Source organism: Oryzophilus luti, from assembly GCF_059726245.1.
In genome coordinates, this window is the sequence record NZ_AP040874.1 from 1,683,432 (window position 1) to 1,710,303 (window position 26,872).

Sequence of the window (26,872 nt, forward strand, 5' to 3'; positions counted from 1 at the left end):
CTTCCCCGAATTCAAGCCAAGAAAGACGGCGGCTCATGGCCGCCGTTCTCATTTGCCTTGGAACTCTTTTACGGATGTAACGTCTGCGCGAACAGCTCGCTGCCCATCAGCGACTTGAACTTCGCATCATCGGCTTCAAAGCGCAGCACCAAGCGCCCGGAGTCGGAATCCACCGTGATGTTTTCCATCGCCGTCTTCTCCACCGTGCTGGCGTTGACGCGCTTGAACAGCATGCCCGCCTTGATCAGCGAAGCCATCGTCGCGGCCGTCATCGTGTCCGCCGTGGCCACGCTCAGCGTGAACTTGACTCCGTGCGCGAAGTCCAGCGAGTAGCGCGAGCCGGTCATGCGCTTCTTCACCATCTCGTAGTCGGCCAGACGGCTGGCGTCGCCCAGCGCGCCGCGCATCATGTTCTGCGTTCCGGTCTGGTCGAGCACGCTCCACACCGCGCCGCTGTCGGCGTCGCTGATGAGGTCGCTGACCGAGCTGTTGCTGTTCACGCTCGGGCTTTCGCCGTCGCGGGCATCCAACGCCATCTTCACCGAACCCAGGTTCCCGAACAGCATCGTGTTGTCGTCCAGGAAGCTCATCACCATGCCGGAGCCGGTCGGATAGATGCCGCTGGTGCGGTAGCGCTCACCTCGGATCTTCTTCGCTTTCATGCGCTGGATGAACTCGCGGGCGGAAAAATCACCCTGAGCAATGCCGATAGTCTCAACGATGTTGCGCGAATCGCGGAAGGCCACGAACGTCAGCTGACTGATTTCGCGGTCCGGATCGATCTTCATCGCCTTCAGCGCCTGCTCGAACTGCTTCAGGTTCTCCGGCATCACGCGGTTCTTCAGCGCCATGCCGCTCTCGGAGTTCTTCAGCGAGCGGTAGTCGACCGAAATAATCTGTTGTACCTGCGCCGGAATCACCGAGCGCGCGTTGGTCCCAAGGGCGGCCGCAAAGGCCTGCCCCGCCATCAATGTCCCCATGCAAGCTGCAAGCACCAGACGCTTCATGCCGTTCATTGTACCTGAATTGCTCCTGCCGGAATTTGCACGAACCCGTTGCCGCAACACACGTTACGGCCATCGCTCCGGGCCGGTCAGCGTCAGATGCTTCGCAGCGTCCCGCTAGTCCCAGAGCTTCTCTGTCTTTAGACGGACCTCTTCCACAAACGTATGGTCTTCCGGCGCGGAGAGTGAGCGTAAATTGATTTCCACGTTGGCCAGCGCACCCGCCACGGCTGCCTTGGCCAGCCCCACGGCCACCGCTAGGTCGCTGGCAGCATTGGGGTTGGTGATCGGTGCCAGCGCCCCGGCAATCTTCCCCGCCTCGGCCGAAGCCTCGGCCACCTTTAGCGGTACCAGCGTGGCGCCCTTCATGGCCGCGCGCACGCCTACGCCGCCGTCATCTGTGGTCTTGGCAGCCTTGTAGGCGGCCATCACGGCTTTGAAGGCCTCTGTGTCCTCGTCAATCGCGGCCTTCAACGTCTCGCGCAGCACGCTCAGCCGCGCCAGCGCAGCGGAAAGCTCCGCGTCATACTGCAGGTAGGCCTTTTTCCCCCTCGACATCCCGGCCACCATCGTCGCCAGCGAGGCCGCCATGGCTCCTGCGGCCGCCGAGGCGCTTCCGCCACCGGGTGCCGCCGTCGGTGCCGCCAACTGCTCCAGAAACGGCTCTACGCCCGCGCGCAGCCCGCCTACGGCACTCTTGCCGCTCATCACGGCCGCCAGCCGGTTCTCCAGAATCAGCGATGAGTCAAAGTTCTCCACCTGCAGGAACCACTCGGCGGCATCCTCCAGCGCCTTCTTCGGAATCAGCCCGATGATCTCGCTCGCGAGCGGCATCACGCCGTAGCGGGCCGCCTCGCGCTTCACAAACTCAAAGACGCGCGCAATCGGCGTCTGGTCCGTGTCGGTCAGGTTCATGGAAACCTGCGCCAGCCCGCGCACCTCCACGCCCATGCCCTTCACGTAGCGCAGGCCGCCGTTGCTGAAGCGCACAGCCTTGCCAATCTTCTTGGCCACGCTCACGTCGGGAGTGTTCAGGTAGACGTTGTAGGCCACCAGGAACTTGCGCGCGCCCACCACCACGGCGCCCGCCGTCGGATGCACACGCGGCTCGCCCACATCGGGCTTGCGCGCTGGCACCGTGGCAATCTCCGCGCGAATGCCTTCAAACTGTCCGCGCCGTATGCTCTCCAGGTTGGTGCGCTCAGGCGTGCGCGCCGCCGCCTCGTAGAAGTAGACCGGAATCTGGAAGCGCTTCCAGATCTCCTCGCCCACCTCACGCGAGAGTTGCACGCAGTCTTCGAGCGTGACGCCGTCAATTGGGATGAACGGCACCACGTCGGTGGCGCCCAGCCGGGGATGCGCGCCCGTGTGCTGGTTCAGGTCGATCAGCTCGGCGGCCTTGCCAATGCCGGCCAGCACGGCCTCCTTCAATGGCTCGCGGTCGCCCACCAAGGTGATGACGCAGCGGTTGTGGTCGGCATCCATCTCGCGGTCGAGCAGGTAAACGCCCTCACGCTTCATGGCCTCGACAATGGCATCCACCTTCGCCTTGTCGCGCCCCTCAGAGAAGTTCGGCACGCATTCAATCAGTACGGGCATACGGAGGAAGGATAATCTGCGGCACAATTCAGAGCAATATGCCTGTTCTGTTTCTCGTATGCGGCAAGTCGTGGTTAGTCGAGACACTCAAAACATCACCAACACTATCGATCCGCAAGCAAATTGGCCATCTTCGTTTCAACGTAAGAAATTAGCGATGGCCAATGTTGCGGCCGCTTGCCTCCTACCCACGTGGAGGATAAGGATCATTTCCGTAGCTATCTCTGTCACGGATCTTCCCGTCTTCACCGTGAATGTATAGTTCGGACTTCTCACGGCGAGCCGTTTCCCTTCCAGCATTAATTGCCTCAGCTTGCGTTGGGTGGTGAGAGGAGTCGCGCTCTGCATTCTCCCGCCTAACTGCCCAAACATCTTCCCGAGGAACTATGTGGACACCTTTTGGCATTTGATTTCACCTCCGCCTGAACCAATAAGCGAACAATAAGCGAAAGTCAAGAGGAAAATTTCCTGCTCACTATTCCCGGCTACAATGTCCCCATGCCTACCCGCCCGATGCGCCGCAGTGACCGCCAGATCAGCGATGCCGAAGCCCGCGAGCTGCTCGCGCGCGCCGAGTACGGCGTGCTCAGTGTTGTGGGCGCGGACGGTGAGCCTTACGGCGTGCCCGTCAGCTTCGCCTTCCACGAGGAGCAACTGGTCTTCCACTGCGCGCCCGAGGGCCGCAAGCTTGAATGCCTTGCCGAGCACGCGCGCGCCAGCTTCTGCGTGGTGGGCCGCACCGAGGTGCTGCCCGCAAAGTTTTCCACCCGCTACGAGAGCGCCATCGTTGAAGGCACGGTGCGCGAGCTGGCGGGCGACGAGAAGCGGCTGGCCCTGCGCTGGCTCATCGAAAAATATTCCTCCGGGTTTCTCGCCGAAGGTGATGCTTACATTGCCGCCGCCGAGCCCAAGACGCGCGTCTTCGCCCTCTCCATCGCAAGCCTGACTGGCAAGGCCCGCCGGTAGGCAGCGCACTGCTGCGCGCATTCATCTCCGCAAATCCCTCTGCTGAATTTTCGGCTTCTGTGCTCTAATAGCCGGTCCTGTGAGGAGGGCACAATGCACTATCACGATTCCGACGACCTGAAGATTCTGGGTGAGTTCAAGCAACTGGCGCCGACGGAGTTTGCGGCCTTTGTGGGCTTTGACAAGATTGTGGGCCGCGACGATGGCGCCATTCCGCGCAAGTATCGCGAGCTGATTGCGCTGGCCGTGGCCTGCACCACGCAGTGTCCGTATTGCCTGGATGTGCACACCCGCGCCGCGCGCCGCGCCGGTGCCACGCGCGAAGAGGTGGCCGAAGCCTCCATGCTGGCCGCCGCACTGCGTGCCGGTGCCGCCGTCACCCACGGTGCGCTGGCCGTCAAGCTCTTTGACCAGGCGGGCGAAGCGAAGAAGTAGCCGCTCTCCGCATAACCAATCCGGCTCCCGCGCGGGCACGCTACCCGCGGGAGCCGTTCTCCCTTGCACCTCACGCCGCTTCGCCGCAGCCTTCCGCAATGCTCCTCGTGCGCCTCTTAGAGAAAGTTCATGAACTCACGTCCCTGTCCATCCGTTCATCAGGCTGCCGGACGAGGCAGAGGAACAATGATCAATCCTGTTGGCAGCTTCCCCATGATTCCGCCCATCGCGCAGGTTGAGCCGCAGGCTCCGCAGCCGGAGCCGTTGCCGCAGCTCGCCACGGTCACCTCTGTAGTGGACCGCGTGACGTTGACGTGCAACACCAAGGCCGGGCTCTCCGCCGAAGCGGAATAGAGAGACCGCCGGGCAACGCGCCCGCTGTGACGCAAATTGCGCCGGAGCTTTGCCGGTGCTGCCCGATTCGGGACGACCGCCTGTCTTATTTCCGCTACATCCCCAAAGGTGCTCATGCCCGGAGCGCTTTTGCCGTTGAGGAAAGCAGGCCAACTTTTGAGAGAGGTTCCCCCATTATGCAATTCCTCCGTGACCTGAGCATCCGTAAGAAGTTGATGTTGTTCTTTGGCATTCTGTGCGCGCTGGCCGCCGGCATCGGCGGCGTTGGGCTGGTGATGCAGTCGAGCGTGAAACAGGCAACCGTCCAGATTCACGACAAATGGCTGCCCGGCGTCCGCACGCTCGACGCCATGCACAGCCAGCACTCCGTCATGGAGCGCGCCGTCCTCAGCTCCATCAGCTGCCAAACGGTCGACTGCAAGCAGCAGCAGGAAGCCCGTTACAACGAAGCCAAGTCGCGCCTGGGAGCCGGCTTTGAGCAATACCAGAAGCTGCTGACCACCACCGAGGAGAAGGACCTTCTCTCTCACCTGAATGACCTGGTGAAGGACTATACGCAGGCGGCCGAAGCCGCGTTGCGCGTCTCCCAGAGCGGTGCCGGCGGCGATGCCGTACAGGCAGCCCTGCTGCGCGCCAAGGAAACCTACGACCGCGCCTACAGCACCGGCGATGAAGTCATCGCCATGTACAACAAGGGTGCGGACAAGGCGACGGCCGATGCCATTGCCACCAGCGAACGCGCGGCCACGTTTATCAGCATCGCCGTGGTCATTACGCTCTGCGTCGGCGTCTTCGCCACCATGCTGCTCACCAAGCTCATCGCGCTGCCTCTGGTTGAGGCCTCGGCGGTGCTCAAGCGCGTCTCTGAAAAAGACCTGACGCAGAACCTGAACGTAAATTCCTCCGACGAAGTCGGTGAGATGGCCGTCTCACTCAACACCACGGTGCGCACCATGCGCGACGTCATCGGCCAGATCACCACCGGCGCCGAGCAGTTGGCCAACTCGGCCAGCAACATTGCCGGCATCACGCAGCAGTCGTCGGAGGCAGCGCACCAGCAGTCCGACCAGACGGCGCAGGTCGCCACCGCCATGCATGAGATGTCCGCCACCGTCGTCGACGTTGGCAACAACTCGCAGCGCGCGGCGGAAACCGCCCGTGGTGCCGCCAGCACCGCGCAGGAAGGCGGCAAGATCGTTCGCGAAACCGTGCTCACCATGCGCTCCATTGCCACCTCCAGCACCGACGTTGGCGCGCGCATCAACGAACTGGGCAAGAGCAGCGAACGCATCGGCGCCATCGCCGCCGTCATTGATGACATCGCCGACCAGACCAACCTGCTCGCCCTCAACGCCGCCATTGAGGCCGCCCGCGCCGGAGAACAGGGCCGCGGCTTCGCCGTGGTGGCCGACGAGGTGCGCAAGCTCGCCGAGCGCACCGCCTCCGCCACCAAGGAAATTGCCGGCATGATCGAGAGCATCCAGAAGGAAGCCCGCGAGGCCGTCAACGCCATGCAGAGCGGCACCCGCGAGATCGAGCAGGGCGTGAGCAAGACCGAAGGCTCCGGCAAGGCGCTCGACGAGATCATCGAGATGGCTACCCGCGTGGGCGACATGGTGGCGCAGATTGCCACCGCCGCCACCGAACAGAGCGCCACGGCTGAGACCGTCAACAACAGCGTCTCCACCATTGCGCAGATGACGGCACAGTCCTCACAGAACGCCACGGAGACCGCCGAGGCTTGCAACAAGCTGTCCTCGCTGGCTCTCAACCTGCAGGACCTCGTCAGCGGCTTCAACATCGGCGACGGCCAGCGCCACCGCGCGCACAACGCCGTCAGCAACCATCCGGCTCTCTCTCACGGACGCGATACGTTCAACGCTTACGCTTCCACCCAGGTTCAGTAACGCAAGCCTGGCAAAGCACTGCCCCACGCGCTCAGGAAGTCCGCGTGGGGCGTTTTTCTTTTCGATTAGAAAAATCTGTTCTCAACCTGAAGGAAGAAGCTGCCGATTGATTCGGTAGACACGAGGAGGCAACATGACCATCAACCCCGTCAGCAGCTACACGCAGTTCCAGCCCGTCGCGCAGAGCCAGGCGCAGTCCTCACAGCAGACGCAGAAGTCCTCGTCCTATGACGTGCAGGACCGCGTGACGCTGAGCAGCACGCAAAGCGGCGACGCCGATCACGACGGCGACAGCAAGTAGTTTGCGGCGAATTTAATACAGGCTCGGCTCGCCCTCGGGGCGGGTCTTCCAGCGGCGGTGTACCCACAGCCACTGGTCGGGATAGCGGCGGATGATGCTCTCCAGCGCGGACGTAAAGGTCTGCGTGTTGGTGATGGCGTCGGCTTCGGCATTGCCAGTGTTCACCACTGGCAACGCGGGGGCAAAGCAGACGCGGTAACGCCCCAGCTTTTCGTCCCACACCGTGTAGCCCGGCACCACGGCCGCGCCCGTGTGCTGAGCCACACGCGCCACGCCGCTGGCCGTGCAGGCCGTCTGCCCGAAGAATTTGACGAACACACCCTGCGGCGGCGTCATGTTCGTATCCATCAGCACGCCAACGGTCTCGCCCTTCTTCATCGCCGTCAGCAACCCGCGCGCAAAGCTGTCCTTGTCGTGCGTCTGGTTGCCGTGCAGGCAACGCATGCGGCGGATGTAGCGATCGAGGTAGGGATTATCAAGGTCGCGCACAACAATGTGGATGGTGTGGCCCATCAGCGACATCAGGAACGAGCCAACCTCCCAGCCGCCGATGTGGCCGGTCAGCAGCAGCACGCCCTTGCCGCGTCGCTGAGCTTCCAGGTAATTCTCCAGGCCATCGAACTCGGCGAAGCGCCCAGCATTCTCCGGCGTCCAGGTGGGAAACTTGGGCAGCTCGGCCAGCAGGCGCCCCAGTGAACGGAAGAGTCCGCGCAGAAGCTCTTCGCGCTCGGCCTCTGACTTTTCCGGAAACGCAATTTCCAAGTTGCGCAGGCCCACACGGTGCAACCGCTTGTGCAGCTTCAGCACCGCATTGCCAACGCCAAAGCCCAGCGCACGCGCCGCAGGACGCGGCAGCCAGCGCAGCACCTGCACCACCAGCCAGGCCGGAATGAATTCAAGAACGTATCGCATTCGCCAGCGTTGACCCTAGCACGCGGCTCGCATCGGTTTCAAGATTCTCATCGGTGGCAACCGCGGCACGCCACCTTTGTAGCTGCCCCCTTGCACTTTCGGACAAAGCAAAACGCCCCGCCTGCTTCGTGCAGAACCGGGGCGTGCAAGGTGTGACGCGATGTTCTCCGCGATTCGGGCGGATTAGAAACCCGATTGCGGGTTGGTGGTGTGTGCGTTCGACGGAGTGGACGGGCGCGGTGCCGGCGCGGGCGAACCCGCATACTTCACCAGCGCTTCACGCCACGGCGCCGCTTCCTTCGGCGACTCGATGTTGCCAAGCAGAATGGTCTTGAACGGTACCATGCGGCCGTAGAAGGCGCGCGTGTCGTCCTTGTGCTGCGTAATAACTGCGCCGTTCAGGCTGATGCCGGCAAAGATGCCGCGGGCGCGCGAGTAGGTCAGCACCTGCGCACGCATCTTCCAGTCGGTGGAGGCGTCCGCGTGGCGGCCCACCGGCCCGGCGGCAACGCTGGCGTCGGCACCCAGCTTGAACTTGCTGGCCAGCAGGTTGTTCATGCCGTCATCGTTCATGATCAGCATGATCAGGTCGACGGCCTGCCCGCCGATCTGGAAGCCGAAGCTGCCGCCCTTCACCGAGAAGAACGCAGGCGCGCTCCAGCCGTTCGAGTTGCGGCAGCTGGCCACGCCCTTGCCGTAGTTGGCTCCGACAATGAAGCCACCCTTCAGCATGGAAGGCACCACCGCCACGCACTTGGCCGAGCCGATGATCTCTTCCGGAATGCCGGAGTCTCCGGCGTTCATGATCTCGTTCAGAACCTTTGCAGACTCTTCCAGACGGCTGACGTCGTCAGCACGATCTTCGGCAAACGCCGTCGTCAGCGCCAGCATCATGGTCGCGAGGGTAATCAGAACTTTCTTCATCCAGCGATCTCCCATCCTTGTCATCGTAATCATCCCTTGAATAAACCCATCCTATGCGCGCATGTCGCGGTGTGGGAATGCCGGAGAGAGAACTTTCTGAAGAAAAAATTGCGGCAAAAATGGAGGGAGCATCCCCCGCGACCCTCATCGCCGGAGCAGCTCCCTTCCCAGGTACTTATGTGGATGCTGCGAGTATCGGCAATGCAGGTTCGGCTGGCAAGTCACCGCCGGACAGTGGCCAACCGCGCGCACAATAGGAAAAGGCCAGCCCAAAGGCTGGCCTCGATTGGGAATCCTGTCTATTTACTGGTGACCAGTGAGTGTGTGATGGCGTGGACCGAGAGGGCAATGCGGTTCTGCACCCCAACCTTGCGCATCAGCTTGGCCACGTGGGCCTTGACCGTTCTCTCTTCAATGCCCAGTGCAGCGCCAATTTCCTTGTTGCTGCGTCCGGCCACCAGCAGCTCCAGCACTTCCTTCTCGCGGTCGGTGAAGGTCACGCGGCCCGCCGGGAAGATGCGGCCCGGCGACGAGGTGACGCGCTCGATGAACATCGAAAGCACGCGGCGCGGCGCCCATACGGACCCCTGGTGCACCACACGAATGGCCATGGCGAACTCAGCGGCTGAGGCGGCTTCGTCCACATATCCCTTTGCCCCTGCGGCCACGGCCTTCAGAATCGTCTCGTCATCGGCACCGGTACCTGTGACAATGATCCGAAGATCGGGGCGCGAGGCCTTCAGGCTGGCCATCATGTCGAACAGGTTCTGGTTGCCGCGGCTGCCCAGCAGGATCAAGTCAACGTTGCTTCGCGTGGCGATTTCCTGCACACTGGCAGCGCTCAACTCAAGGTCCGGCTCGGAATCGAACAGAGCCCGGAAGCCGATGAAGCGGAGCGGATCGCTCTCCACCACGGCAATGCTAACGGGTTCGTGGCGCGGGCCGGAGCCTTCGCCCTTGCGGACGTGCGCTTCAGGGGTGTCTTCACGCTTACGGCCGGAGTTGGGAACATTGTTTTTCATATCGACACCTGCACTCATCGTGCGTAAGCATATCCGTGTTGCACTTGGATTTCCAGCGTTATGCACGGAAGTGGAATGAACTGAGGGCCATGCCCAGAAGACCAATGCCAAATTTCGCCAAATTCGCGTATCGAAAGGATCTGCCCATGCCCCGCTTGCTTGGCTCGGTACTCGCCCTGTTGTTGCTGGTTGCCCTGTCCGTGGCACAGCAACCCGCATCGTCCTATACGCCCAAGTTCGCGGGCGACCCCGCGCGTAGCGAGAAGGAAGCCGCCGCGCTCGGCTACATGCGCGTCGTGCTCAACGCGGAATCCACTTACAAAAAGCGCCACGGTGTTTACGCCACCTCGCTCGATCAACTCGTAAACCAGGGGTCGTTCACCCGCCGCATGGTTGCCACCAACCGCGGAGACTACACTGTGCGCTTCAAGGGCGCGCCAGACAAGTTCCAACTCTGGCTCACCCCCAAGGCCCCGGAGCCCACTCTCCGCGCCTTCTTTACCGATGAGAGCGGCCGCATCAAGGCCGATGAAACCAAACAGGCCGGGCCGGACTCACCCAGCGTCAGTGCAAAAAACTAGAAACCTGCCGAAATTCAGTCTGGAGGCGCTCCTTCTCGGGAGTGCCTCTTTCTCTGCTTGTTGCCCCCGTCTTCCGCCGACTCCTGGCGACAGGGTGGAGCAAAAACTCTTTCTGTATCTGTCACGCGCCGAAGCGCCCAGCCTCTTCCGCCAGCCGCTCGCGCGCGCTCCCCAGTTTGCCCAGCACCTGCATGCTGCGCGCAAAGTACTCAGGGGCGTCTTCCCACAGGTGATCGAACTTCTCTGGATACTCAGAGGCCAGCAGCGCCAGGCCACCGGCCATCAGGGCTAGCCCAGCCGAACGGCGTCCGCCCAGCGCGACTGCCGCGCCCACTCCCAGAGTCCCTGCAACGAGTGCCTTCTTCCAACATTGCATCCGTTCTTCCTCCAGGCCCCGTTCGCCTGCCCGTCGCGCGGGTCCTCACATTTGAGCCGGAATCTTCGATGGAGCCAATTTCCTCGCGACCGAAAGCGCCCCACAGTGTAGCCTGTCGCTTCCAAAAAGCTGTGTGCTGCGCGCGGCCCCTGCCACCGAGAGTGCCCCACAGTGTAGCCGCAGAACGGCTCCTCCGCCAGTACCGGACGAATCCGCCTCGCCACCCCCTCACCATTGGGGCTGTCGCGCCGTCTAAGGCTTCAAGCGATGGTTGACGCACCAGTCGCCATCTGCCCGGTTTGACTTCACTTCAACCGGGCGGTAGCCTCAAACCCTTGGGACATTGCAGCTCCCCTCGGAGGACTGATGAAACGGCTGAGAGCCTTCTTGCCACTCCTGTTCCTGTGCCTTTCTCTCGCACAACTCCAAGCACAAGACCTCGCATCGTTTGAAAAGCGCGTGACGGTCAAAACCCTCAAGAATGGCCTCACTGTCATCTTGGTGCGCCGCGCCGAGGCCCCTGTCTTCAGCTTCCACACCATGGTGGACGCTGGCGACGCGCAGGACCCGACCGGCAAGACCGGCCTGGCCCACATGATGGAGCACATGGCCTTCAAGGGCACGAACAATATCGGCAGCACCAACTACGCGGCTGAAAAGCAGGCGCTGGCCAAGGTGGAAAGCACCTATGCCGCCTATGACGCCGCCCGCCTGCGCACCGTTGGCCGCGACGACAAGAAGGTTGCCGAGCTTGAAAAAGCCTGGAAGGACGCCATCGCCGAGGCGGACAAGTACGTGGTTAAGGGTGCGTTCGATGAGATCGTCGAGAGTCAGGGCGGTGTCGGCGTGAACGCCAGCACCGGCGAGGACTCGACCCAGTACTTCTATTCCCTGCCCGCCAACCGGCTTGAGTTGTGGGCCTACCTTGAGTCCGAGCGCTTCCTGCACCCCGTCATGCGCGAGTTCTACAAGGAGCGCGACGTGGTGATGGAGGAGCGCCGCATGCGCACCGACTCCAGCCCCATCGGCCGCGCCGTGGAGCAGTTCCTCAGCGTCGCCTTTGACGGCAGCCCGTATCATCGCCCCGGCGTCGGCTATATGACCGACCTTGAGCACTTCTCCGCCACCGACGCGCTCAGCTTCTTCAAGCGCTACTACGTGCCCAGCAACATGGTGGTCGCCGTGGTGGGCGACGTGGATCCGGCGACAGCCATGCCGATCATCGAGAAGTATTTTGGCCGCATTCCGGCCGCCGAAAAGCCGCTCGAATACATCACCGCGCAGACGCCGCTGAATTCCGAGCGCACCGTGGTGCTCCGTGACAAGGCACAGCCCTTCTACATCGAGGGCTACCATCGCCCGAACTATCGCGACCCCGACGACGCCGTGTATGACGTCATCAGCGACCTGCTCTCCGAGGGCCGCACCTCGCGCCTCTACCGCTCGCTGGTGCGCGACAAGCAGATTGCCGCTGGCGCCGCCGGCTTCTCCGGCTTCCCCGGCTCCAAGTACACCAACCTGTTCGCCTTCTACGCCATTCCCTCGCGCGGCCACAGCAACCAGGAAGTGCAGGCCGCCATCCGCGAGGAGATTGAAAAGCTGAAGACCACCGACGTGAGCGATGAGGAACTGAAGATGGTGAAGACGCGTGCGCGCGCCTCGCTTATCCGCAGCCTCGACAGCAACGAAGGCCTGGCCGGTGAGCTGGCCGAGATGCAGCTCCGTTACGGCGACTGGCGCGAGATGTTCCGCCAGATTGACGAACTCGACAAGGTCAGCAAGGCGGATATCCGCCGCGTGGCCAACAAGGTTTTTGTGGACACCAATCGCGTTGTCGGCCTCAGCGAGACCATCGCGAAGGAGGCAAAGTAAATGATCCGCAAGCTTACGGCATTCCTTTTCGCACTCTCGCTGCTCTGCTCCATGGCATTCGCGCAGGCACCAAAGGCCTCCGCGTCTAAGACCTCCGCTGGCGTCGCCACCAACTGGAAGCAGGTTCCAATTCCGCCGCTGCCAGCCTTCCATCCGCAGCAGCCCAAGCGCCTGCAACTCGCCAACGGCATGGTCATCTACCTGCAGGAGAACCATGAACTGCCGCTGCTGAGCGGTTACGCGCGCATCCGCGGCGGCTCTCGCACGGAGCCCGCCAGCAAGGTCGGCATGGTTGGCCTCTATGGCTCCACCTGGCGCCAGGGCGGCACCGCCAAGCTCACCGGCGACGCCATGGATGATTACCTGGAAGCCCGCGCCGCCAAAGTGGAGACCGGCGGCGGCGTTGACGCCACCACCATCAGCTTTGACTGCCTGAAGGGCGACTTTGATGACGTCTTCGCGCTCTTCGTCGACCTGCTGCGTCACCCTGAGTTCCGCGAGGACAAGCTGGCTCTGGCCAAGAAGCAGGCCAAGACGGGCATTTCGCGCCGCAATGACGACACTGGCTCCATCGTCTCGCGCGAGTTGCGCGCCCTCGCCTACGGCAAGGACAATCCTTACGCGCGCCACTCCGAGTACGCCACCATCGACGCCGTCACCCGCGAAGACTTCCTCGCATGGCACAAGCAGCACGTAGCGCCCAACAACATCATCCTCGGCATGGAAGGCGACTTTGACGCCGCGAAGATGGAGCAGACGCTGCGCGCGGCCTTTGACGGCTGGGAGAAGGGCCCTGCGGTTGCCGAGCCGGCAATCACGCCCAACCCGGCCAAACCCGGCGTCTACGTTGTGGACAAGGAGGACGTGAACCAGAGCGAGGTGCGCGTCGTCGGCCTTGGCATCCTGCGTAACAACCCGGACTTCTTCGCCGTGGAGGTGATGAACCAGGTTTTTGGTGGCAGCTTCTCATCGCGCCTGTTTGCCAACCTGCGCACCAAGAAGGGTCTCGCCTACTCGGTGGATGGCGGCGTCAGCGCCGGTTACGACCACCAAGGTATGTCGTACCTCGCCATCGGCACCAAGTCGGAGACCACGGTCGAAGCCCTCAAGGGTTTGAAGGAAGAACTGGGCAAACTGCAGAAGGAACCGCCCACGGCCACCGAAATGAAGGCCGCCAAGGACGCCATTCTCAACTCGTTCATCTTCAACTTTGATACGCCGGGCAAGGTTCTGCGCGAGCGCATCGCCTACGAGTTCTACGGCTATCCGTCGGACTTCCTGGAGCAGTATCGCGCAGGCGTGGAGAGGACTACTCCGGCCGACGTGCAGAGGGTGGCGCAGAAATACATCCACCTCGACCAGATGTCGACGCTTGTGGTGGGCAACCTGGCTGACATTGGCCCCAAGCAGACTGGCGAGCTTGGCCCGTACACCAAGCTCGATATCACCATCCCCAGCGGCGAGCCCGCGAAAGCAGCGGCTCCCAAGCCCGTAGCCAGCAACGCCGAGGGCAAGAAGCTGTTCGCCAAGTTCGTTGCCTTCCTCGGTGGCGCCGACAAACTCGCCAGCGTCAAGAGCTACAAACAGTCGCTGGAGGTGACGCAGGAGACGCCGCAGGGCCCCATGCCGCTTGCCGTGGAGCAGACGGTCACGCTGCCTGAGACGCTCTACATGAAGATCGGCACGCCGGTCGGCGACATGATCCGCGTCATCACGCCCAACTCCGGCTGGATGAGCTTCAACGGTCAGACCGGCGACATTCCGTCCAACGTGCGTGAAGACGCGCTGAAGGCCATCCACCGCGACATGATCTCCTTAGCGCAGCACGCCGCTGACCCTGCCTACATCTTCGCCGCCTCCGGCATGGAGAAGTTCGACGGACACGACGCGGCCGCGCTCGACATCATCGGCACGGGCGTCCAGTTGCACTGGCTGCTCGACCCGGAAACCGGACGTCTGCTCCAGAGCCGCTACGAGGCCAACAGTCAGGCTGGCCCGGCGCAGCGCGTCGTCACCCTTACCGAATGGAAGGACTTCAACGGCATCCGCATGCCGCTCAAGACCGCCATTCAGGAAGATGGCAAGGACATGGGCGGCAGCACGCTCCAGTCGCTCGAAATCAACCCTGCGTTTGACGCAAAGCTGCTGGAAAAGCCCGCAGCCAAGTAGCTTTAGGTTTCACCTTGAAAACGAAGGCCCGGAGACACCCTCCGGGCCTTTGCTCCTTTATCCTCTGGCGTGTCTCCAGACAGTGCTGCAACCATATCTCCGGCCCTGCTGAGGGGGTACCCGTGCGCGTAAGGAGACCACTGCAAAAGTGCGGGCTTTCGGGTAGCACCGGGCTTCAGCCCGGTGAATACAACGGCTGTGCATGTAGAGATGGCCCCTCGCCGAGGGCTGCGCTGGCCGGCGCGCAGTGCCGGCCCATCGCGCCCGTATTCAGGCGCGGCGCAGCACGAGTTGAGGGGCCGCGCGCAATCTCCCTTTGACATCCCCTCCGGCCCGCGCTACTCTGCAAGTGCTCTAGGCGAACAAACAGCGAATATTGCCGCCGCGAAGTACATCCATGAAGTCCCGTGCCCGCAAACCTGTCTGCGGCGAGCCGCTGCTGTTTTCCGCGCCGCCTGCCCCACGCATCCAGCCCGCCTCCGCGCCTGCGCCGCTCACGGGCATCGCGCGCATGGCCTCCGAGGCCGAGTCGCTCCGTCAGGGGCATGAGGTCGAATACTTCACGCTCGCTGCCCGCTCGGTGCTCAACCGCTGCTCCTCGTCGAGCATGCCCTTCTCCTGGACCATCAATCCCTATCGCGGGTGCGAGTTTGCCTGCCGCTACTGCTACGCGCGCTACACCCACGAGTTTCTCGACATCCACGACTTCTTCGAGTTCGAGCACCGCATCTTCGTCAAGCAGAACGTGCGCGCTCTGCTGCGCCGCGATCTATGCAAGGTTCGCAAAGGTGAGGGCATCGCCATCGGCTCCGCCACCGACCCGTACCAGCCCGCCGAACGACGCTACGAGGCCACGCGCGCCATCCTGGAGGAGTTGGCCGAGCAGCGCGGGCTCGATCTGAGCATGATCAGCAAGTCCGACCTCATCCTCCGCGACCTCGATTTGCTCACGCGCATTGCCCGCAACAACAGCCTGTGGATCAACCTGACGGTCACCACCCTGGATGCGCAACTGGCGCGCATTCTGGAGCCACGCGCGCCGCGTCCCGACCTGCGCATGAATGCTGTTGCTGAGTTGAACCGCGCCGGCATTGATTGCGGCGTCATCTGCGCGCCGGTCATGCCCGGCATCACCGACCAGCCTGCCGCGCTGGAGGCGATTGTGTCCGCCACCCGGCAGGCTGGCGGGCAATACATCTTCGCCAACGCGCTGCACCTGCGCCGCTGCTCGGCCACGGTCTTTCTGCCCTTCGTCGAGCGCGAGTTCCCTCACCTGCTCGACCAGTACCGCGCTCGCTTCTCGCGCTCGGCGTTCACCTCGCGTGAATACCGGCTGCGCTTGCGCGACCTGATGCGTCGCCTGCGCTCGAAGTACAAGCTGCGTTACCGCGCGCATCCTGCCACGCCGGAATTTGAGCCCACGCTGTTTGAGCCGCCGGAGATGCGCCAGAGCTGCCTGTTTGAAGACACGCCTGCGCGACCGCGCCGCACGCGACCGCGTCCTGACCCGGAATCGGGCTTCTGCTGATGGGCTGAAGTGAATGCGTCTACTCGCCGTCGCGCAGTTCGGCTGAGAGCTTCGCCACAGAAGGAATCACCACCACGCGGCCATCCTGCTTCAGCAGGCCCTCACTTTGGAAGCGGCTCATGTTGCGCGAGACCAGCTCGCGCACGGTGCCGATCTGCGCCGCCAGGTCCTGGTTGGTGGAGGCCAACGTGATCTGCACGCCCTCGGGCGTCTGCTTGCCCTCGGTCTTTGCCAAGCGCAGCAGCAGCGCCGCCAGACGGTGGCGCACAGTCGTAAAGGAAAGTTCTTCGATGATGCCGACCAGATGACGCAGCCGCTTGCCAATCTCGGCCAGCACCTTCAGCGTCACTTCAGGGTCCTGCACGCACATGGCGCGGAAGTCCTGCTTGCTGAAGAACAGCAGGGTGGAGTTGACGATGGCCTGCGCCGAGGCTGGATACGGCCCGCCATCGAACACCGGCAGTTCGGCAATGGAGCCGCCCGGCCCGTGAATCTCCAGCGTGTGCTCGCGCCCGCCCGCCGAGTTCTTCAGGATGCGCACCGTGCCGCTGTGCACCACGTACAGCCCGGTGCACGGCTCACCCTCGCCGAAGATCATCTCCCCGGCCTCGAACTTGCGCTCCACCACCCGTCCGCGCACGAAGGCCAACTGCTGCTCCGTGAGCTTGGAGAACATGCCAACTTGCTTGAGGGTGGAAAGGATGTCTGGCTGCGCGTGGCTCATGGCCAGCATTGTAGCCGCTCGCGCCCGTCGGGGTCGAACGGCTACCGCTGAAGCAGGAAGACCGCTGTCAGAATGGCACCGAAGGTGATGCCCTGCAGCAATTCGGTCACGCCGAGCCACGGAATGTCGATCTTCTCCGCCCGCTTGCCGAGCCACAGGAAACCTCGCACAACGATGGGCACAAACGCTGCGATGGCGAACACCGGCAGCAGCCGGAAGCGGCTGGCCACGATCACGGCCACCACCATTGCAAGCTGCCCCAGCAGAAAGCCGCTGGCGGCGCGCACACGCTCGCTCGTCTTGAAAACCTTGGCGGTGCGCAGGCGCAGTTGAACGTAGTGAACCTGGTCTCCGGCAAAGAGCCAGCAGGCGAACCAGATGGCGAGCGCCATCCTGTCGAGTTTGCCGGTCATGACGTAGTAGGCGGCAGCCGAGCTTGCCGTCAGTCCGATGCAGCCAGCCATCTGCGCCAGCATGCGTCCTTTGCGACCCAGCATGCGCAGCGCCGCCTGCGCTACAAAAGCCACACCCACGGCCACGCCCAGGTTGATCAGCCCGCTCAGGTGATAGGGGAAGATGAGGAGATACAAACAGGCCGCGGCCAGCGGGGCCAGCAGCAGCATGGCCAGCAGCGTCGCGCGCTTCTCTTCCGGCGTGCGCGCCTTCATCAGGCTCAGCCCGAAGTAGCTCTCCAGCGGCGTACGCATCCAGAACAGCGCCAGCGTGGCCACGATCAGCAGCGCCAGTTCCACGTAGCCATTGCCATGCGCCGCGCCGATGCAGGCCGCCGTCACCAGCGGAACCAGCAGCAGCCCCCAGGCGCCATGCTCACGCGGCACCAGCAGAAGCTTCAACCGTCCATTCGAGGAATTGCTTTGTGTCTGCAGACGCGAAACGGCTTCGGCCATATTGAACCTCAAGAACCCGTGGTCGCCGGCATCCAGTGCACACACACGCACCGGAGAAGAAGGCCGGAGGGGATTGCCTCCGGCCCGTGATTGCCCTTCCTCGGCGGCCTGCCTTTGCCCGCCGAAGATGCACGGTGTTGCTCCGTGCGATTGCCTGTTCTGTGCCGCTTGCGACGGCACGCCTCGCTACTTCGAGGTCATCGTCTTTGGCTGATACACGCAGAAGGGTTCTTCCGCCATGTAATTGCCGCTGACGGCGAAGGCGCGGGCGCGGCAGCCCATGCAGACGTTGCGGAATTCGCAGCAGCCGCACTTGCCTTCCAGCTTGTTGGTGTCACGCAGATCCTGGAAGACCGCAGAGTCATTCCAGACCTCGGAGAACGGCTGCTTGCGCAGGTCTCCGGCGATGGCCGGGAGATAACCGCAGGGGTAAACTTCGCCTTCGTGCGAGACAAAGCAGACACCCGTTCCCGCCAGGCAGCCCTTGGTCATGGCGTTCATCGCGTTCGGGTCGCCGCCCGGGTGATGCGGGTGCGGCATGCCGTCGTGGCGCAGGCCGCTGGGCTTGAAGTGTCCTTCGCCCGGGTGGCCCTGCTTGAACTCGATGCCGGTAGTGCCGGGCATTTGCATCTCGGAGGCCGAGATGCCATGCTGCGGCGCCGCGGCCGGAGCAGCGGCTTCCACGTTGATACCGGCCTTGCGCTCTTCGGCGCGGCGCTGACGCACCACGCGGAAGTAGTGCGGCGCACAGGTCGCCTTCAACTCAATGTCGCCCACCTGCGCCTGATCGTAGAACCAGTTCAGGATGCGCTCGTACTCTTCGGGCGGAACCATCTGCTCATCAGCGATGTCCACGCCGCAGCCCACCGGTACCAGCAGGAAGGTGTGCAGAGCGTCGGCGCCGAGGCCGCGCACCATTTCAAGCACGCGCGGAAGCTGATCGGCGTTGTGGCGGGCAACGGTCATGTTGATCTGCACCGGCATGCCCAGCTCTTTCAGGTTGCGGAAGCCGTGAATGGCCGCATCGAACGCGCCCGGAATGCCGCGGAAGCTGTCGTGCGTCGGAGCGTCGGCGCCATCAAGGCTGATGGAGACGCGCTGCACGCCGGCATCGACAATCTTCTTCGCAATCTCCTTGGTCACCAGCGTGCCGTTGGTGGCCAGCGCCACGCGCAAGCCGCGATTGGTCGCATGCTGCGCCAGTTGGAAGATGTCCGGACGATAGAGGGGTTCACCGCCGCTCAGCACCAGGATGGGGTTTGCGAAATCGGCGATCTGGTTGATGATGTCGAGGGCCTTTTCGGTGGGCAGATCGGTGGGGGAAGCCAGCTCTGTCGCGGTTGCGCGACAGTGCACACAGCGAAGGTTACAGCCCTTCGTGACCTCCCAGAAAATTAGACGCGGTTTGTGCTGCCCAGCCCCTTGTGTGCTCATGAAAGCGCTCCTGTTTTGGCGGTCCCCGGCGGCTTGTGCCGCTTCTCAACCGCGAATCTAGGTTAGAAGTGGATGACCATGGAGGCCGTGACTATTGTCACGCGCACTTGTGATTTTTGTCACTCCAGATTTTCACTTCTTCCCGCACTGCCTTTTCGCCCATCCACAGGCGCAAAAAACAGGCCCGGCACGCAGCCGGGCCTGCCGATTCATTTTACCCTACTGTCCGGCCTGTTGCGCGCCGTGGCAGTCGGAACAATTCACCAGCGTCATGTCGCCCATTTCCACCGGGTGCTTGAAGCTGACGCTCGGCATCGCCTCCAGCTCCTTGCCGCCTTCTTCCTGGCCCAGCACGGTGTGGCAGGCGTTGCAATCCTTGCTGATCACCTTGCCCTCCTTGCTGACGTGGTTGCCGTCATGGCAGCGGAAGCAGCCGTTGAAGTAGAAGTGGCCGACGTTATCCGGGTGGGTACGCCAGTCAACCTTCATCTCCGGGAAGATGGAGCGCTTGAAGATGGCCTGGGTCTCGCTGACCATCTGCTGCACTTCCTTCGCGCGTCCGCCGGCCACGTTCGGATACTTCTCGCGGTAGAAGGCCGGAATCTTGCTCGCGATGGCCTTCATCGCCTCATCCGTCGTGTTGTACTTGGCGGTCAGCACCTCCACGGCCTGCGCCTTGGCGTAGGGCAGCGTGGGGCTGATGCGTCCGGCCAGCAGCGACTGGTCGACCGAGCGGTCCGGCGGCATGTAAACGTGCGTCGGACGGTTGTGGCAGTCGACGCAATCCATGCGCTTCTCCGACTGCGGTCCAAGCTTGGACTGGTCGGCGTCCTTCATGTAGAACTCGGTGACCTTTCCGGTCTGCTTGTTCTCCATGCGCACGTAGCTGATGACCTGGCGCTTCGGATCGGAGCGGTAGGTCATGATGTTGCTGATGTTCATGTGCCAGTGGATGCCACCGCTCTGTCCGGCCGCCGGGTCGCCGCCGCCGGTCTTGATCAGCAGGCGGATGGTGCGCGGCGTGTTCGCCTCGTCGGTGCCAAAGTGGTTGATCACCTTCAGCTGCGCGCCCCAGAACTTCTTGGGCCAGTGGCACTGCTCGCAGGTCTCTGGCGCAGGGCGCAGGTTCGCCACCGGCGTCTCGATCGGCCGTGGATAAGTATTCAGAATGGTCTTGAAGACCTGGCGCGCACCGCTCAGCTTGGAGCGAACATACCAGCCGGCGCCTTCGCCGACGTGGCAATCTACGCAACGCACGCGCGCGTGGGCTGAATTCTGGTGGGCCACAAATTCAGGGTTCATGACCGAGTGGCAAAGCTGTCCGCAGAATTGCGTGGAGTCCGTGTATTCATAGCCGCGATAGCTGCCCACCGCGCTCAGGATGACGAACAGGACGACGAACGTGGCCACGAACGCAATGGAGCTGCGCTGCGACGGATTGTTCAGGTCGATCCGCGGGAACTTTGGCAAACCGGGCAGGTGCCGACGGCGACGGCTGCGCTCAATCCACATGCCAAGCGGTATCAGCGCCAGGCCGAAGATCAGGAACGCCGGCATCACCATATAGGCAAAGATCCCTATATAGGGGCTCGGGGTGGAGGAAACAACATCGATGAGGAACAGGAAGATGATGTTGGCCATTGCCACAATTGCCAGCGCCAAACCAATCAGGCTGATGTAATTGCGCAACAGCGAAGCGATCTTCAGGTCCTCTTCTGGAGGAATGGGCAAGTTACCGGGGGTGCTCATCCGGCATTACTCCTCTTCGAATGGTCTGTAAATCTACTTCTGTTCTTTTGCACTTACGGTGTGGCCCTACAAGGTACCACAGAAAAAGAGGGGGCAACGGAGTGTTCTTCCGCCGCCCCCTGTTCTTATTTCACGCCGAATTCGGAATCAGGCATCAATGCTTGGCGCCCGACTCGTTGTCGTCGTAGGTAACGTTCTTGAGCGTTTCCGTGTCGAGACCATGCTCTTCGCGGTAGTGCTCCACGCTCATCTTGCCGTCAAACCAAGCCCAGTTCAGCGGGTAGGTATCCGGGTCCAGGCTGATCATGTAGAAGTGCCACACAATGATGGCCAGCGTTGCCAGGATCGCTTCATAGAAGTGAACCGTGATGGCAACGTCGATCCACCAGCGCGGGAACATGCCGCCGAACAGGACCTTGAACCAGATCATCAGGCCGGTGATGGCCATGACCATGGTGCCCCACACCAGAGCCAGGTACTCCATCTTCTCGGCGTAGTTGAAGCGCTTGAACTCAGGATGCTTCTTGCTGAAGCCGAGGTAGTAGGCGAAGACGTCAACGATGTCCGTGGCGTCCTTCAACTCCGGAATCATGTCCAGTGCAAGCTTGCGGCCTTCGGCCGTGAACATGCAGTAGAAGACATGGTAGACGCTGACCAGGATCATCAGTGCGCCAGCCCCGCGGTGAATGTAGCTGCGGATCAGCTCGCTGACGAAGCTCTTCGCCAGCAGCGACTCCGGCCACTTCAGGGCAAAGCCGGTCAACACCAGGGTGAAGAAGCTGACGAACAGCAGGAAGTGCTGGATGCGCTGAAGCTTGGTCATGCGCACAACCACGCGCGGTCCCGGAACGTGAGCATGCACCAGACCCTTGCGGCGCGCGTTCAGCTTGCTGACCCAGATGATGAGGTTGTGCAGGGCCATGAAGCCGATGGTGCCGAAGATCAGGCTGAGGTAGACCAGGCGCACCCAGGCGTTGACCTTGGTGCCGAAGTCTGCCGACTGCACCTGCGTCGGATCCAGGTGCATCTTGCCCTTCACGAAGTTCTGGTTCGCACCCGGGTGGCACTGCGAGCAGGTCTTCACCAGGTTGGCCTGGTTGATCGAAGACGCCGGATCGCTGGCCGGACGGATGTCGTGCGCCGTGTGGCAGCTCGAGCAGGAAGCCGAGTTCTTGGAACCGCCCTCGACCGCCATGCCGTGGTAGCTGTACAGGTAGGTGCTGCCCTTGTCGCCGGCAACGCCAAATTCGTTCGACATGCGAACGTTGTTGTGGCACTGCACGCAGGTCTCAGTGGCCTGGTTCAGAGCCGAAACCGCGCTCTTCGGGTCCTTCACCGTCTTGATGGTGTGAACGCCGTGGCAATCGGTGCAGTTGGGCGAGTGCGTGTTGCCAGCCAAAACGGCCTTGCCGTGAATGCTGTTGGCAAACTGCTTGGCTTCGCCCGCGTGGCACTTGGCACAGGTGTCAGGAACCTTCGTCTTGAAGGTCGACGACATCGGGTCGCCGGAGGCGCGAACATCGTGCGCCGTGTGGCAATCCGAGCAGACCGCAGCCTTCTCATTGCCCGCAGCCACCAGACGGCCATGCACGCTCTCCGTGTAGGCAATCGCCGGCTTCGAGTTCAGGCCTGTCATCGACTGGCTGTGGCAGACGCCGCAGGTCTTGGGAATGTTGTTGTGGGCAACCGTCGACTTCGGATCGCTGGCGGGCAGAACCTCGTGGATGTTGCCGTGGCAGCTGACGCACTTGGGAGCCTTGGCGTTTCCGCCGGCCAGCGCCTTGCCGTGCAGGCTGTCGTTAAACTGCTTAACCTCGGCCTCGTGGCACTTGGTGCACGTGGGCTTGGCGATGTTGGCGTCGTGCGGCAGGCTCTTGATGTCCTCGTGGCAGTCCACGCAGGAGAACATCGAACCGTGAATCGAATGCTGGAACGCGTCCGGCTTCACGGCCTTGCCGTTGACCATCGAACCATCGCTATGACACGCCAGGCAGTCTTCGCTCTTCAGCGCGGACTTTTGCGGACCTGCGGCGTACGCGAACCCGGCGCCGAGCGCCAGGCAGACTAGGATTGCGATTAAAACTCTAAATTTCACCGGCCCCTCACCTGAGTACGGCTACAGCACTTACTTTTGAATGGCAGCCTCGTCAATTTCACGGCTTGCGAAGTCTGCCTTGTTTCTTTCCTGCACAAACCAAGCGGCGGGCGAACCCGCCGCCTGATGATCCCGGTTGACCGGGCATAACCCTATGATTCGAGGATTACTTTACCCTGAAGCGGCAACCGCGTCCGCTTGCCTCGGCGCTGGAGCTGCTTTGGGTACTTCCCTTTTCGCATTTCCTTAGTACAAATCGCAGTGAGAGCACTCACGACAAATTGTGACCTTCATCACGTTTTGTCGTGCAAGTTCCTGCAAATACAAGAATGCCGAACGGCCACTCCGGAACCAGACTGATTCGCGCACGCGGCTCGCCGGGGCGAAAAACGTGGTTTTTCGCGGCTTTTTTCACGATTTCCGGCCAGCAGAAAGGGGCGGCCGAAGCCGCCCCTCGTTGCGTTCCCCTTCAGCCTGACGGCTGTGGCTAGAACTGGTATTTCACAGAAAAAGTACCGGCGTTCACGTGGAAATCACGCGGCAGAACGAGCGTGCCGCGGTCTCCCGTGTCGTGGTACTGCCAATTGCTGAACTGCCCCTTGAGCGAGACGTTCTTCGCCACACCCACCTCCACGCCCACCATCGGACGGTGGTAGATGGTGTTGAGCGAGCCGGAGACCACGCGCGGGTTGGTGCCCGCCACGTAGGCCGACGGCGTGCCCGTCGTGGTGATGATCGCGTTCAGCAGCGTGGAGTCAACCGGAATCGCCAGCGGGGCGCCCGTGTCGGCGCGCAGCCACTGGTTGGTGCCGTTGTCTTCGCTCACGTCGTAGCCGGCAATCAGGCTCACGCGCTTCACCGGCTTGATCACGAAGTTCACATAGCCGGTGTTGTTGTTCTGCTGATACTTCAACGCAACCGGCATGTTATTGGTGGTCGCCGTTCCGCCGATCACGCAACCCACGTACCCGTTCGGCGCCGTACCGGCAACGATCGTGCTTCCCTGCGGAACCACGCCGGCCGTCAGCGGCAGACAGGTGCCGGAGTTGGAGTAAACGTCCTGGTAGGCCCAGCCCAGGTTGACGGTCGCCCACTTGGTGGGCTGCGCCGTATAGGCCAGGCTGTAGGAGCGCGAGTGGTCCGCATGGCGCGGCGAGACAACGCCCGCCGGGAAGTCCGGCGAGCCGTCGTCGTTTGCCACCGTGTCATTGCGGTTCTCCACCAGGTTCATGGAGCCGGAAACCACACCCAGCTTGCCAAACGAGTAGCTGGAGGTCAGCAGCCACTTGGTCTGGTGACGCGGCGCAATGTTCACGAAGTTATTGTCCGCATACATCCAGTTGAAGGTGCTGTGAACGCGCCAATGCTCGGCCGGACGGAAGTCCGCTTTCAGCAGCAGCGTGTGTTCGTTGGCTTCTTCTTGCGAAACCGGCGAGGTGCTGGTGGTCACCCTGGTGCCCGCCACGCGGCTGGCCGACGTGCCGTTGTCCAGGTAAGTAACCGCCGTGGTGGTGCTGGCCGAATCATCCGAGATGATGCGGTTGCCATAGCGATACCCGGCAGCCAGGCTCAGCTTGCGGCTCGGACGCCAGGCCAGCAGGGCCGTGTTGTAGACCGAACGCTCGCCGAGGAAGTTCATCATCGCCAGCGTGCTCTGGTCGGCCGTGGTGCTGGTGCCGGCGTACGGAGAGCCGCTCGCCGCCAGTCCTGCACAGGTGGTGGCTCCGTTTGGCCCGCCAATGCCCGCCGCAATGAACGTATCCGGCGACGTGGTGTTGGCGTTCGGGAAGCAGGTGTACGTGGTCAGTGCCGAAGTGCCCGGCAGGTTCCAGCGCACGTAGCGAACCGAGTCGCTCACTTCCCACTTCTCTGCAAGGTGGTAGGTGAAGCCGAGATCGGCGTTGGCCGTGGTCTGCTGGTTCTTGCCGTTGCCGCTCAACAGTGTGGCTTTCACGCGGCTGGAGTTCCAGTAGTACTGCGCCAGGTCGTTGTAGTTGTTCAAGTAGCTGGTGGCCGAGGAGTACGATCCCGAGGCCGTCACGTCCAGCTTGCGGAAGTAGTTCGACGTGAACGACACCATCGTGGTTGGAACCCGCGAGGTGATCGACTGCGTCTTGTTGTACGACGATTCAACGCCCGAGCAGTTCACAACCTGCACAACGCCGCCGGTCAGAATGTTGCGGCACGGGTAGTTGTACGTCGGATCGTACTGGTAGCCCATGTCGAAGTTGCCGGTGGTGTTGATGGCCGTCGCACCGCTGGCCGCGGTGTTCACGTTCCACAGCGCGATGTTCGGGTTGGTGGTGCTGGGGTTCATCGTGGTGTGGTTGAATATCTCGTCGAAGCGGAACAGCGTCCTCGGCGCGAACTTGTAGTCGGCCCCGACGCGCCACTCATAGTTGTGCGTGTCGGTCATGGTCAGGGTCTGGTACTCGCCGCTCTGGTGCAGCGTGGAGTACGACGGACCGTAGCTGTCGTTCTGGCTGTACCCAAAGCGCAGCGTCAGCGGCGACTGCGGCGCGATGGTCGCGCTGAAGCCGCCCATGTTGTGCCGTGTGTTGATCAGGTGCAGCGACTGGTTCCACACATAGGTCCCGCCCAGCGTGTTGTAGGGCTGGTCCATCAGGTTGTAGTCCCAGTAGTTTTTGTCGGTGCGGAAGTCGGCCTTCACATCGAACCAGCGCGCCTTGCTGAAGCGCAGGCGGGACCCGGCCTGCGGGTCGCCACCGTAGCCGTAGCTGTCGAATGAAAGTTCGTCGAGAAAGTTATTGCCGTGCTTGAGCGTGCGCAGGAACAGGCTCTGGTTCAGCACGCGGAACCCGTCCTGCATGTTCACCATGGTGCGGTACATGGAACCGTTGCCGTCCGCGCTGGTGGTGCGGTAGCCCAGTTCAATCGACTGCTCAATCTGGACACCGCCGGCCACAGTTCCGGCCGCGGGTTCCTGCGCCATAGACATGGCACAGATCAGCAGCATTGCAATCAGCGCTCCCAGAGGGAGACGCCACCGGGAAAGCTTCTTCGTGGATGTCATCGTCTCTCTCCTCTCTACTTGAACAACACGCTGCTCGCGTTGGAGCCGTGAATGGCCACGTGGCACAGTGTGCAGGACTGACGGAACGTATTCTGCGGATGCGGGCCGGCCGGGATGTTGCTGTGGCACTCCAGGCACATTGAGTTGGTGTTGGAGCGAGTCAGCAGGTGGGCATTCGAGGAGCCATGCGGCGTGTGGCACATCTGGCAGCCTTCGGTACGCACCGGCTCGTGTTCATAGACGAACGGACCACGCTTGTCGCTGTGGCACTGGTAGCATGCCTGGTCCTGGTTGGCGGTCGAGCGCAACTGCTTCTCGACCACGCCGCCATGGACGTTGTGGCAATCGGCGCACTGCACCAGGCCTTCATTGACCTTGTGGTGGAACGCCTTCTGGAAGTCGGCGCGCTGCTCGGCATGGCAGCCGTAGCAGAGGTCGGGCTGCTTCTTCACCAGCATGGCCTTCTTCTCGGCGGCATGGTGAGGCGAGTGGCAGCTGATGCAGCTGACGTTGGCGTCGGCGTGTTCCGAACGCGCGAAGTTGGCGTGCTCGGAACTCTTGCTGTGGCAGCTCAGGCAGCGCTCGGAAATCTCGTCGGCCTTCATTTCCTTGAACGACAAAATCTTCGTCTTGTCGCCGCCGCCGTTGACGTGGGCCTCGCCCGGTCCGTGGCAGCTTTCGCACAAATGGTTCTTATCGCCCGTGAACTTTCCGGCAATGCGGAAGTGGGGCGTGGCATCGACCTGCTTGAACTGCTCTGCATGGCATCCTGCGCAGGTTTCTGTGCCAACGTAGTTACCGGCCTTTGCCGGCGCCTTTTCCGACGCAAACATCGCTGGCGCCACAAACAGCACCAGAGCGATGAGCGCGGCCGCGCCGATCAAAGCCCGTTGATGGTTCTGCGGATTCTTCATCCTCGCACCTCGAGAACATCTATCAGTCAATGGAATAAGCACGAGGGGGTAGCGGCGTCGAGTG

General features: G+C 62.4%; 23 protein-coding genes. 9 read left to right on the plus strand and 14 right to left on the minus strand.

Going from position 1 to position 26,872, the window contains the following annotated elements:
• Positions 1 to 68 precede the first annotated feature (68 nt).
• The 3 genes from AC6IZO_RS07245 to AC6IZO_RS07255 form a co-directional block, all read right to left on the minus strand.
• Positions 69 to 1,016, minus strand: coding sequence for a hypothetical protein (locus tag AC6IZO_RS07245; protein WP_497809461.1), 948 nt, complete (start codon positions 1,014 to 1,016; stop codon positions 69 to 71).
• A gap of 105 nt (positions 1,017 to 1,121) precedes the next feature.
• Positions 1,122 to 2,603, minus strand: a complete 1,482-nt coding sequence (gene ftcD / locus AC6IZO_RS07250; RefSeq protein WP_497809463.1) for a glutamate formimidoyltransferase — start codon at positions 2,601 to 2,603, stop codon at positions 1,122 to 1,124.
• Between the two features lie 184 nt (positions 2,604 to 2,787).
• Positions 2,788 to 3,009 carry a DUF2188 domain-containing protein gene (locus AC6IZO_RS07255; protein WP_497809465.1) on the minus strand — a complete coding sequence of 74 codons (222 nt, stop codon included), beginning with the start codon at positions 3,007 to 3,009 and terminating at the stop codon, positions 2,788 to 2,790.
• 92 nt (positions 3,010 to 3,101) lie between these two features.
• Between AC6IZO_RS07255 and AC6IZO_RS07260 the strand changes: the two genes are divergently transcribed.
• The 5 genes from AC6IZO_RS07260 to AC6IZO_RS07280 all read left to right on the plus strand — a co-directional run bounded on the left by AC6IZO_RS07260 (position 3,102) and on the right by AC6IZO_RS07280 (position 6,566).
• Entirely contained in the window at positions 3,102 to 3,569 is a 468-nt protein-coding gene (locus AC6IZO_RS07260) for a pyridoxamine 5'-phosphate oxidase family protein (protein WP_497809467.1), read from the plus strand.
• 93 nt (positions 3,570 to 3,662) lie between these two features.
• The gene (locus AC6IZO_RS07265) at positions 3,663 to 4,004 is read left to right on the plus strand and encodes a carboxymuconolactone decarboxylase family protein (protein WP_497809469.1); all 342 of its coding nucleotides are present in this window, start codon (positions 3,663 to 3,665) and stop codon (positions 4,002 to 4,004) included.
• Between the two features lie 186 nt (positions 4,005 to 4,190).
• The gene (locus tag AC6IZO_RS07270) at positions 4,191 to 4,358 is read left to right on the plus strand and encodes a hypothetical protein (RefSeq protein WP_497809471.1); all 168 of its coding nucleotides are present in this window, start codon (positions 4,191 to 4,193) and stop codon (positions 4,356 to 4,358) included.
• 176 nt (positions 4,359 to 4,534) lie between these two features.
• Entirely contained in the window at positions 4,535 to 6,265 is a 1,731-nt protein-coding gene (locus AC6IZO_RS07275; protein WP_497809473.1) for a methyl-accepting chemotaxis protein, read from the plus strand.
• Positions 6,266 to 6,398: 133 nt separating this feature from the next.
• Positions 6,399 to 6,566: a hypothetical protein gene (locus tag AC6IZO_RS07280; RefSeq protein WP_497809475.1), complete on the plus strand. Its 168-nt coding sequence runs from the start codon at positions 6,399 to 6,401 to the stop codon at positions 6,564 to 6,566.
• A gap of 12 nt (positions 6,567 to 6,578) precedes the next feature.
• On the opposite strand, the gene AC6IZO_RS07285 is transcribed toward AC6IZO_RS07280, so the two are convergent.
• The 3 genes from AC6IZO_RS07285 to AC6IZO_RS07295 all read right to left on the minus strand — a co-directional run bounded on the left by AC6IZO_RS07285 (position 6,579) and on the right by AC6IZO_RS07295 (position 9,424).
• Positions 6,579 to 7,478 (minus strand): lysophospholipid acyltransferase family protein, encoded by a 900-nt coding sequence (locus AC6IZO_RS07285; protein WP_497809477.1) that lies wholly within the window; start codon positions 7,476 to 7,478, stop codon positions 6,579 to 6,581.
• Positions 7,479 to 7,661: 183 nt separating this feature from the next.
• Positions 7,662 to 8,402, minus strand: coding sequence for a lipid-binding SYLF domain-containing protein (locus tag AC6IZO_RS07290; RefSeq protein ID WP_497809479.1), 741 nt, complete (start codon positions 8,400 to 8,402; stop codon positions 7,662 to 7,664).
• 299 nt (positions 8,403 to 8,701) lie between these two features.
• On the minus strand, positions 8,702 to 9,424 hold the full coding sequence (locus AC6IZO_RS07295; RefSeq protein WP_497809481.1) for a response regulator transcription factor: 723 nt from the start codon (positions 9,422 to 9,424) through the stop codon (positions 8,702 to 8,704).
• A 146-nt stretch (positions 9,425 to 9,570) separates the two neighbouring features.
• Between AC6IZO_RS07295 and AC6IZO_RS07300 the strand changes: the two genes are divergently transcribed.
• Positions 9,571 to 10,005 carry a hypothetical protein gene (locus AC6IZO_RS07300; RefSeq protein ID WP_497809483.1) on the plus strand — a complete coding sequence of 145 codons (435 nt, stop codon included), beginning with the start codon at positions 9,571 to 9,573 and terminating at the stop codon, positions 10,003 to 10,005.
• Positions 10,006 to 10,126: 121 nt separating this feature from the next.
• Here AC6IZO_RS07300 and AC6IZO_RS07305 read toward each other — a convergent pair whose 3' ends face one another.
• Positions 10,127 to 10,381, minus strand: a complete 255-nt coding sequence (locus AC6IZO_RS07305) for a hypothetical protein (protein ID WP_497809485.1) — start codon at positions 10,379 to 10,381, stop codon at positions 10,127 to 10,129.
• Between the two features lie 459 nt (positions 10,382 to 10,840).
• Here AC6IZO_RS07305 and AC6IZO_RS07310 point away from each other — a divergent pair, with 459 nt between their 5' ends.
• The 3 genes from AC6IZO_RS07310 to AC6IZO_RS07320 all read left to right on the plus strand — a co-directional run bounded on the left by AC6IZO_RS07310 (position 10,841) and on the right by AC6IZO_RS07320 (position 15,950).
• Entirely contained in the window at positions 10,841 to 12,253 is a 1,413-nt protein-coding gene (locus AC6IZO_RS07310; protein ID WP_497809487.1) for a M16 family metallopeptidase, read from the plus strand.
• Entirely contained in the window at positions 12,254 to 14,422 is a 2,169-nt protein-coding gene (locus AC6IZO_RS07315) for a M16 family metallopeptidase (protein WP_497809489.1), read from the plus strand.
• A 397-nt stretch (positions 14,423 to 14,819) separates the two neighbouring features.
• Positions 14,820 to 15,950, plus strand: coding sequence for an SPL family radical SAM protein (locus AC6IZO_RS07320; protein WP_497809491.1), 1,131 nt, complete (start codon positions 14,820 to 14,822; stop codon positions 15,948 to 15,950).
• A gap of 19 nt (positions 15,951 to 15,969) precedes the next feature.
• Here the strand turns inward: AC6IZO_RS07320 and AC6IZO_RS07325 are convergent, their stop codons facing one another.
• The 7 genes from AC6IZO_RS07325 to AC6IZO_RS07355 form a co-directional block, all read right to left on the minus strand.
• Positions 15,970 to 16,674: a Crp/Fnr family transcriptional regulator gene (locus tag AC6IZO_RS07325; RefSeq protein ID WP_497809493.1), complete on the minus strand. Its 705-nt coding sequence runs from the start codon at positions 16,672 to 16,674 to the stop codon at positions 15,970 to 15,972.
• A gap of 41 nt (positions 16,675 to 16,715) precedes the next feature.
• Positions 16,716 to 17,582, minus strand: coding sequence for a YwiC-like family protein (locus tag AC6IZO_RS07330; RefSeq protein ID WP_497809495.1), 867 nt, complete (start codon positions 17,580 to 17,582; stop codon positions 16,716 to 16,718).
• 186 nt (positions 17,583 to 17,768) lie between these two features.
• Positions 17,769 to 18,938, minus strand: coding sequence for a radical SAM protein (locus tag AC6IZO_RS07335; protein WP_497809497.1), 1,170 nt, complete (start codon positions 18,936 to 18,938; stop codon positions 17,769 to 17,771).
• A gap of 297 nt (positions 18,939 to 19,235) precedes the next feature.
• Positions 19,236 to 20,765, minus strand: coding sequence for a NapC/NirT family cytochrome c (locus AC6IZO_RS07340; RefSeq protein WP_497809499.1), 1,530 nt, complete (start codon positions 20,763 to 20,765; stop codon positions 19,236 to 19,238).
• Positions 20,766 to 20,919: 154 nt separating this feature from the next.
• Positions 20,920 to 22,731, minus strand: coding sequence for a cytochrome b/b6 domain-containing protein (locus AC6IZO_RS07345; RefSeq protein ID WP_497809501.1), 1,812 nt, complete (start codon positions 22,729 to 22,731; stop codon positions 20,920 to 20,922).
• Positions 22,732 to 23,347: 616 nt separating this feature from the next.
• Positions 23,348 to 25,894 (minus strand): TonB-dependent receptor, encoded by a 2,547-nt coding sequence (locus AC6IZO_RS07350; protein WP_497809503.1) that lies wholly within the window; start codon positions 25,892 to 25,894, stop codon positions 23,348 to 23,350.
• A gap of 14 nt (positions 25,895 to 25,908) precedes the next feature.
• Positions 25,909 to 26,808, minus strand: a complete 900-nt coding sequence (locus AC6IZO_RS07355) for a DmsE family decaheme c-type cytochrome (RefSeq protein WP_497809505.1) — start codon at positions 26,806 to 26,808, stop codon at positions 25,909 to 25,911.
• Positions 26,809 to 26,872 lie beyond the last annotated feature (64 nt).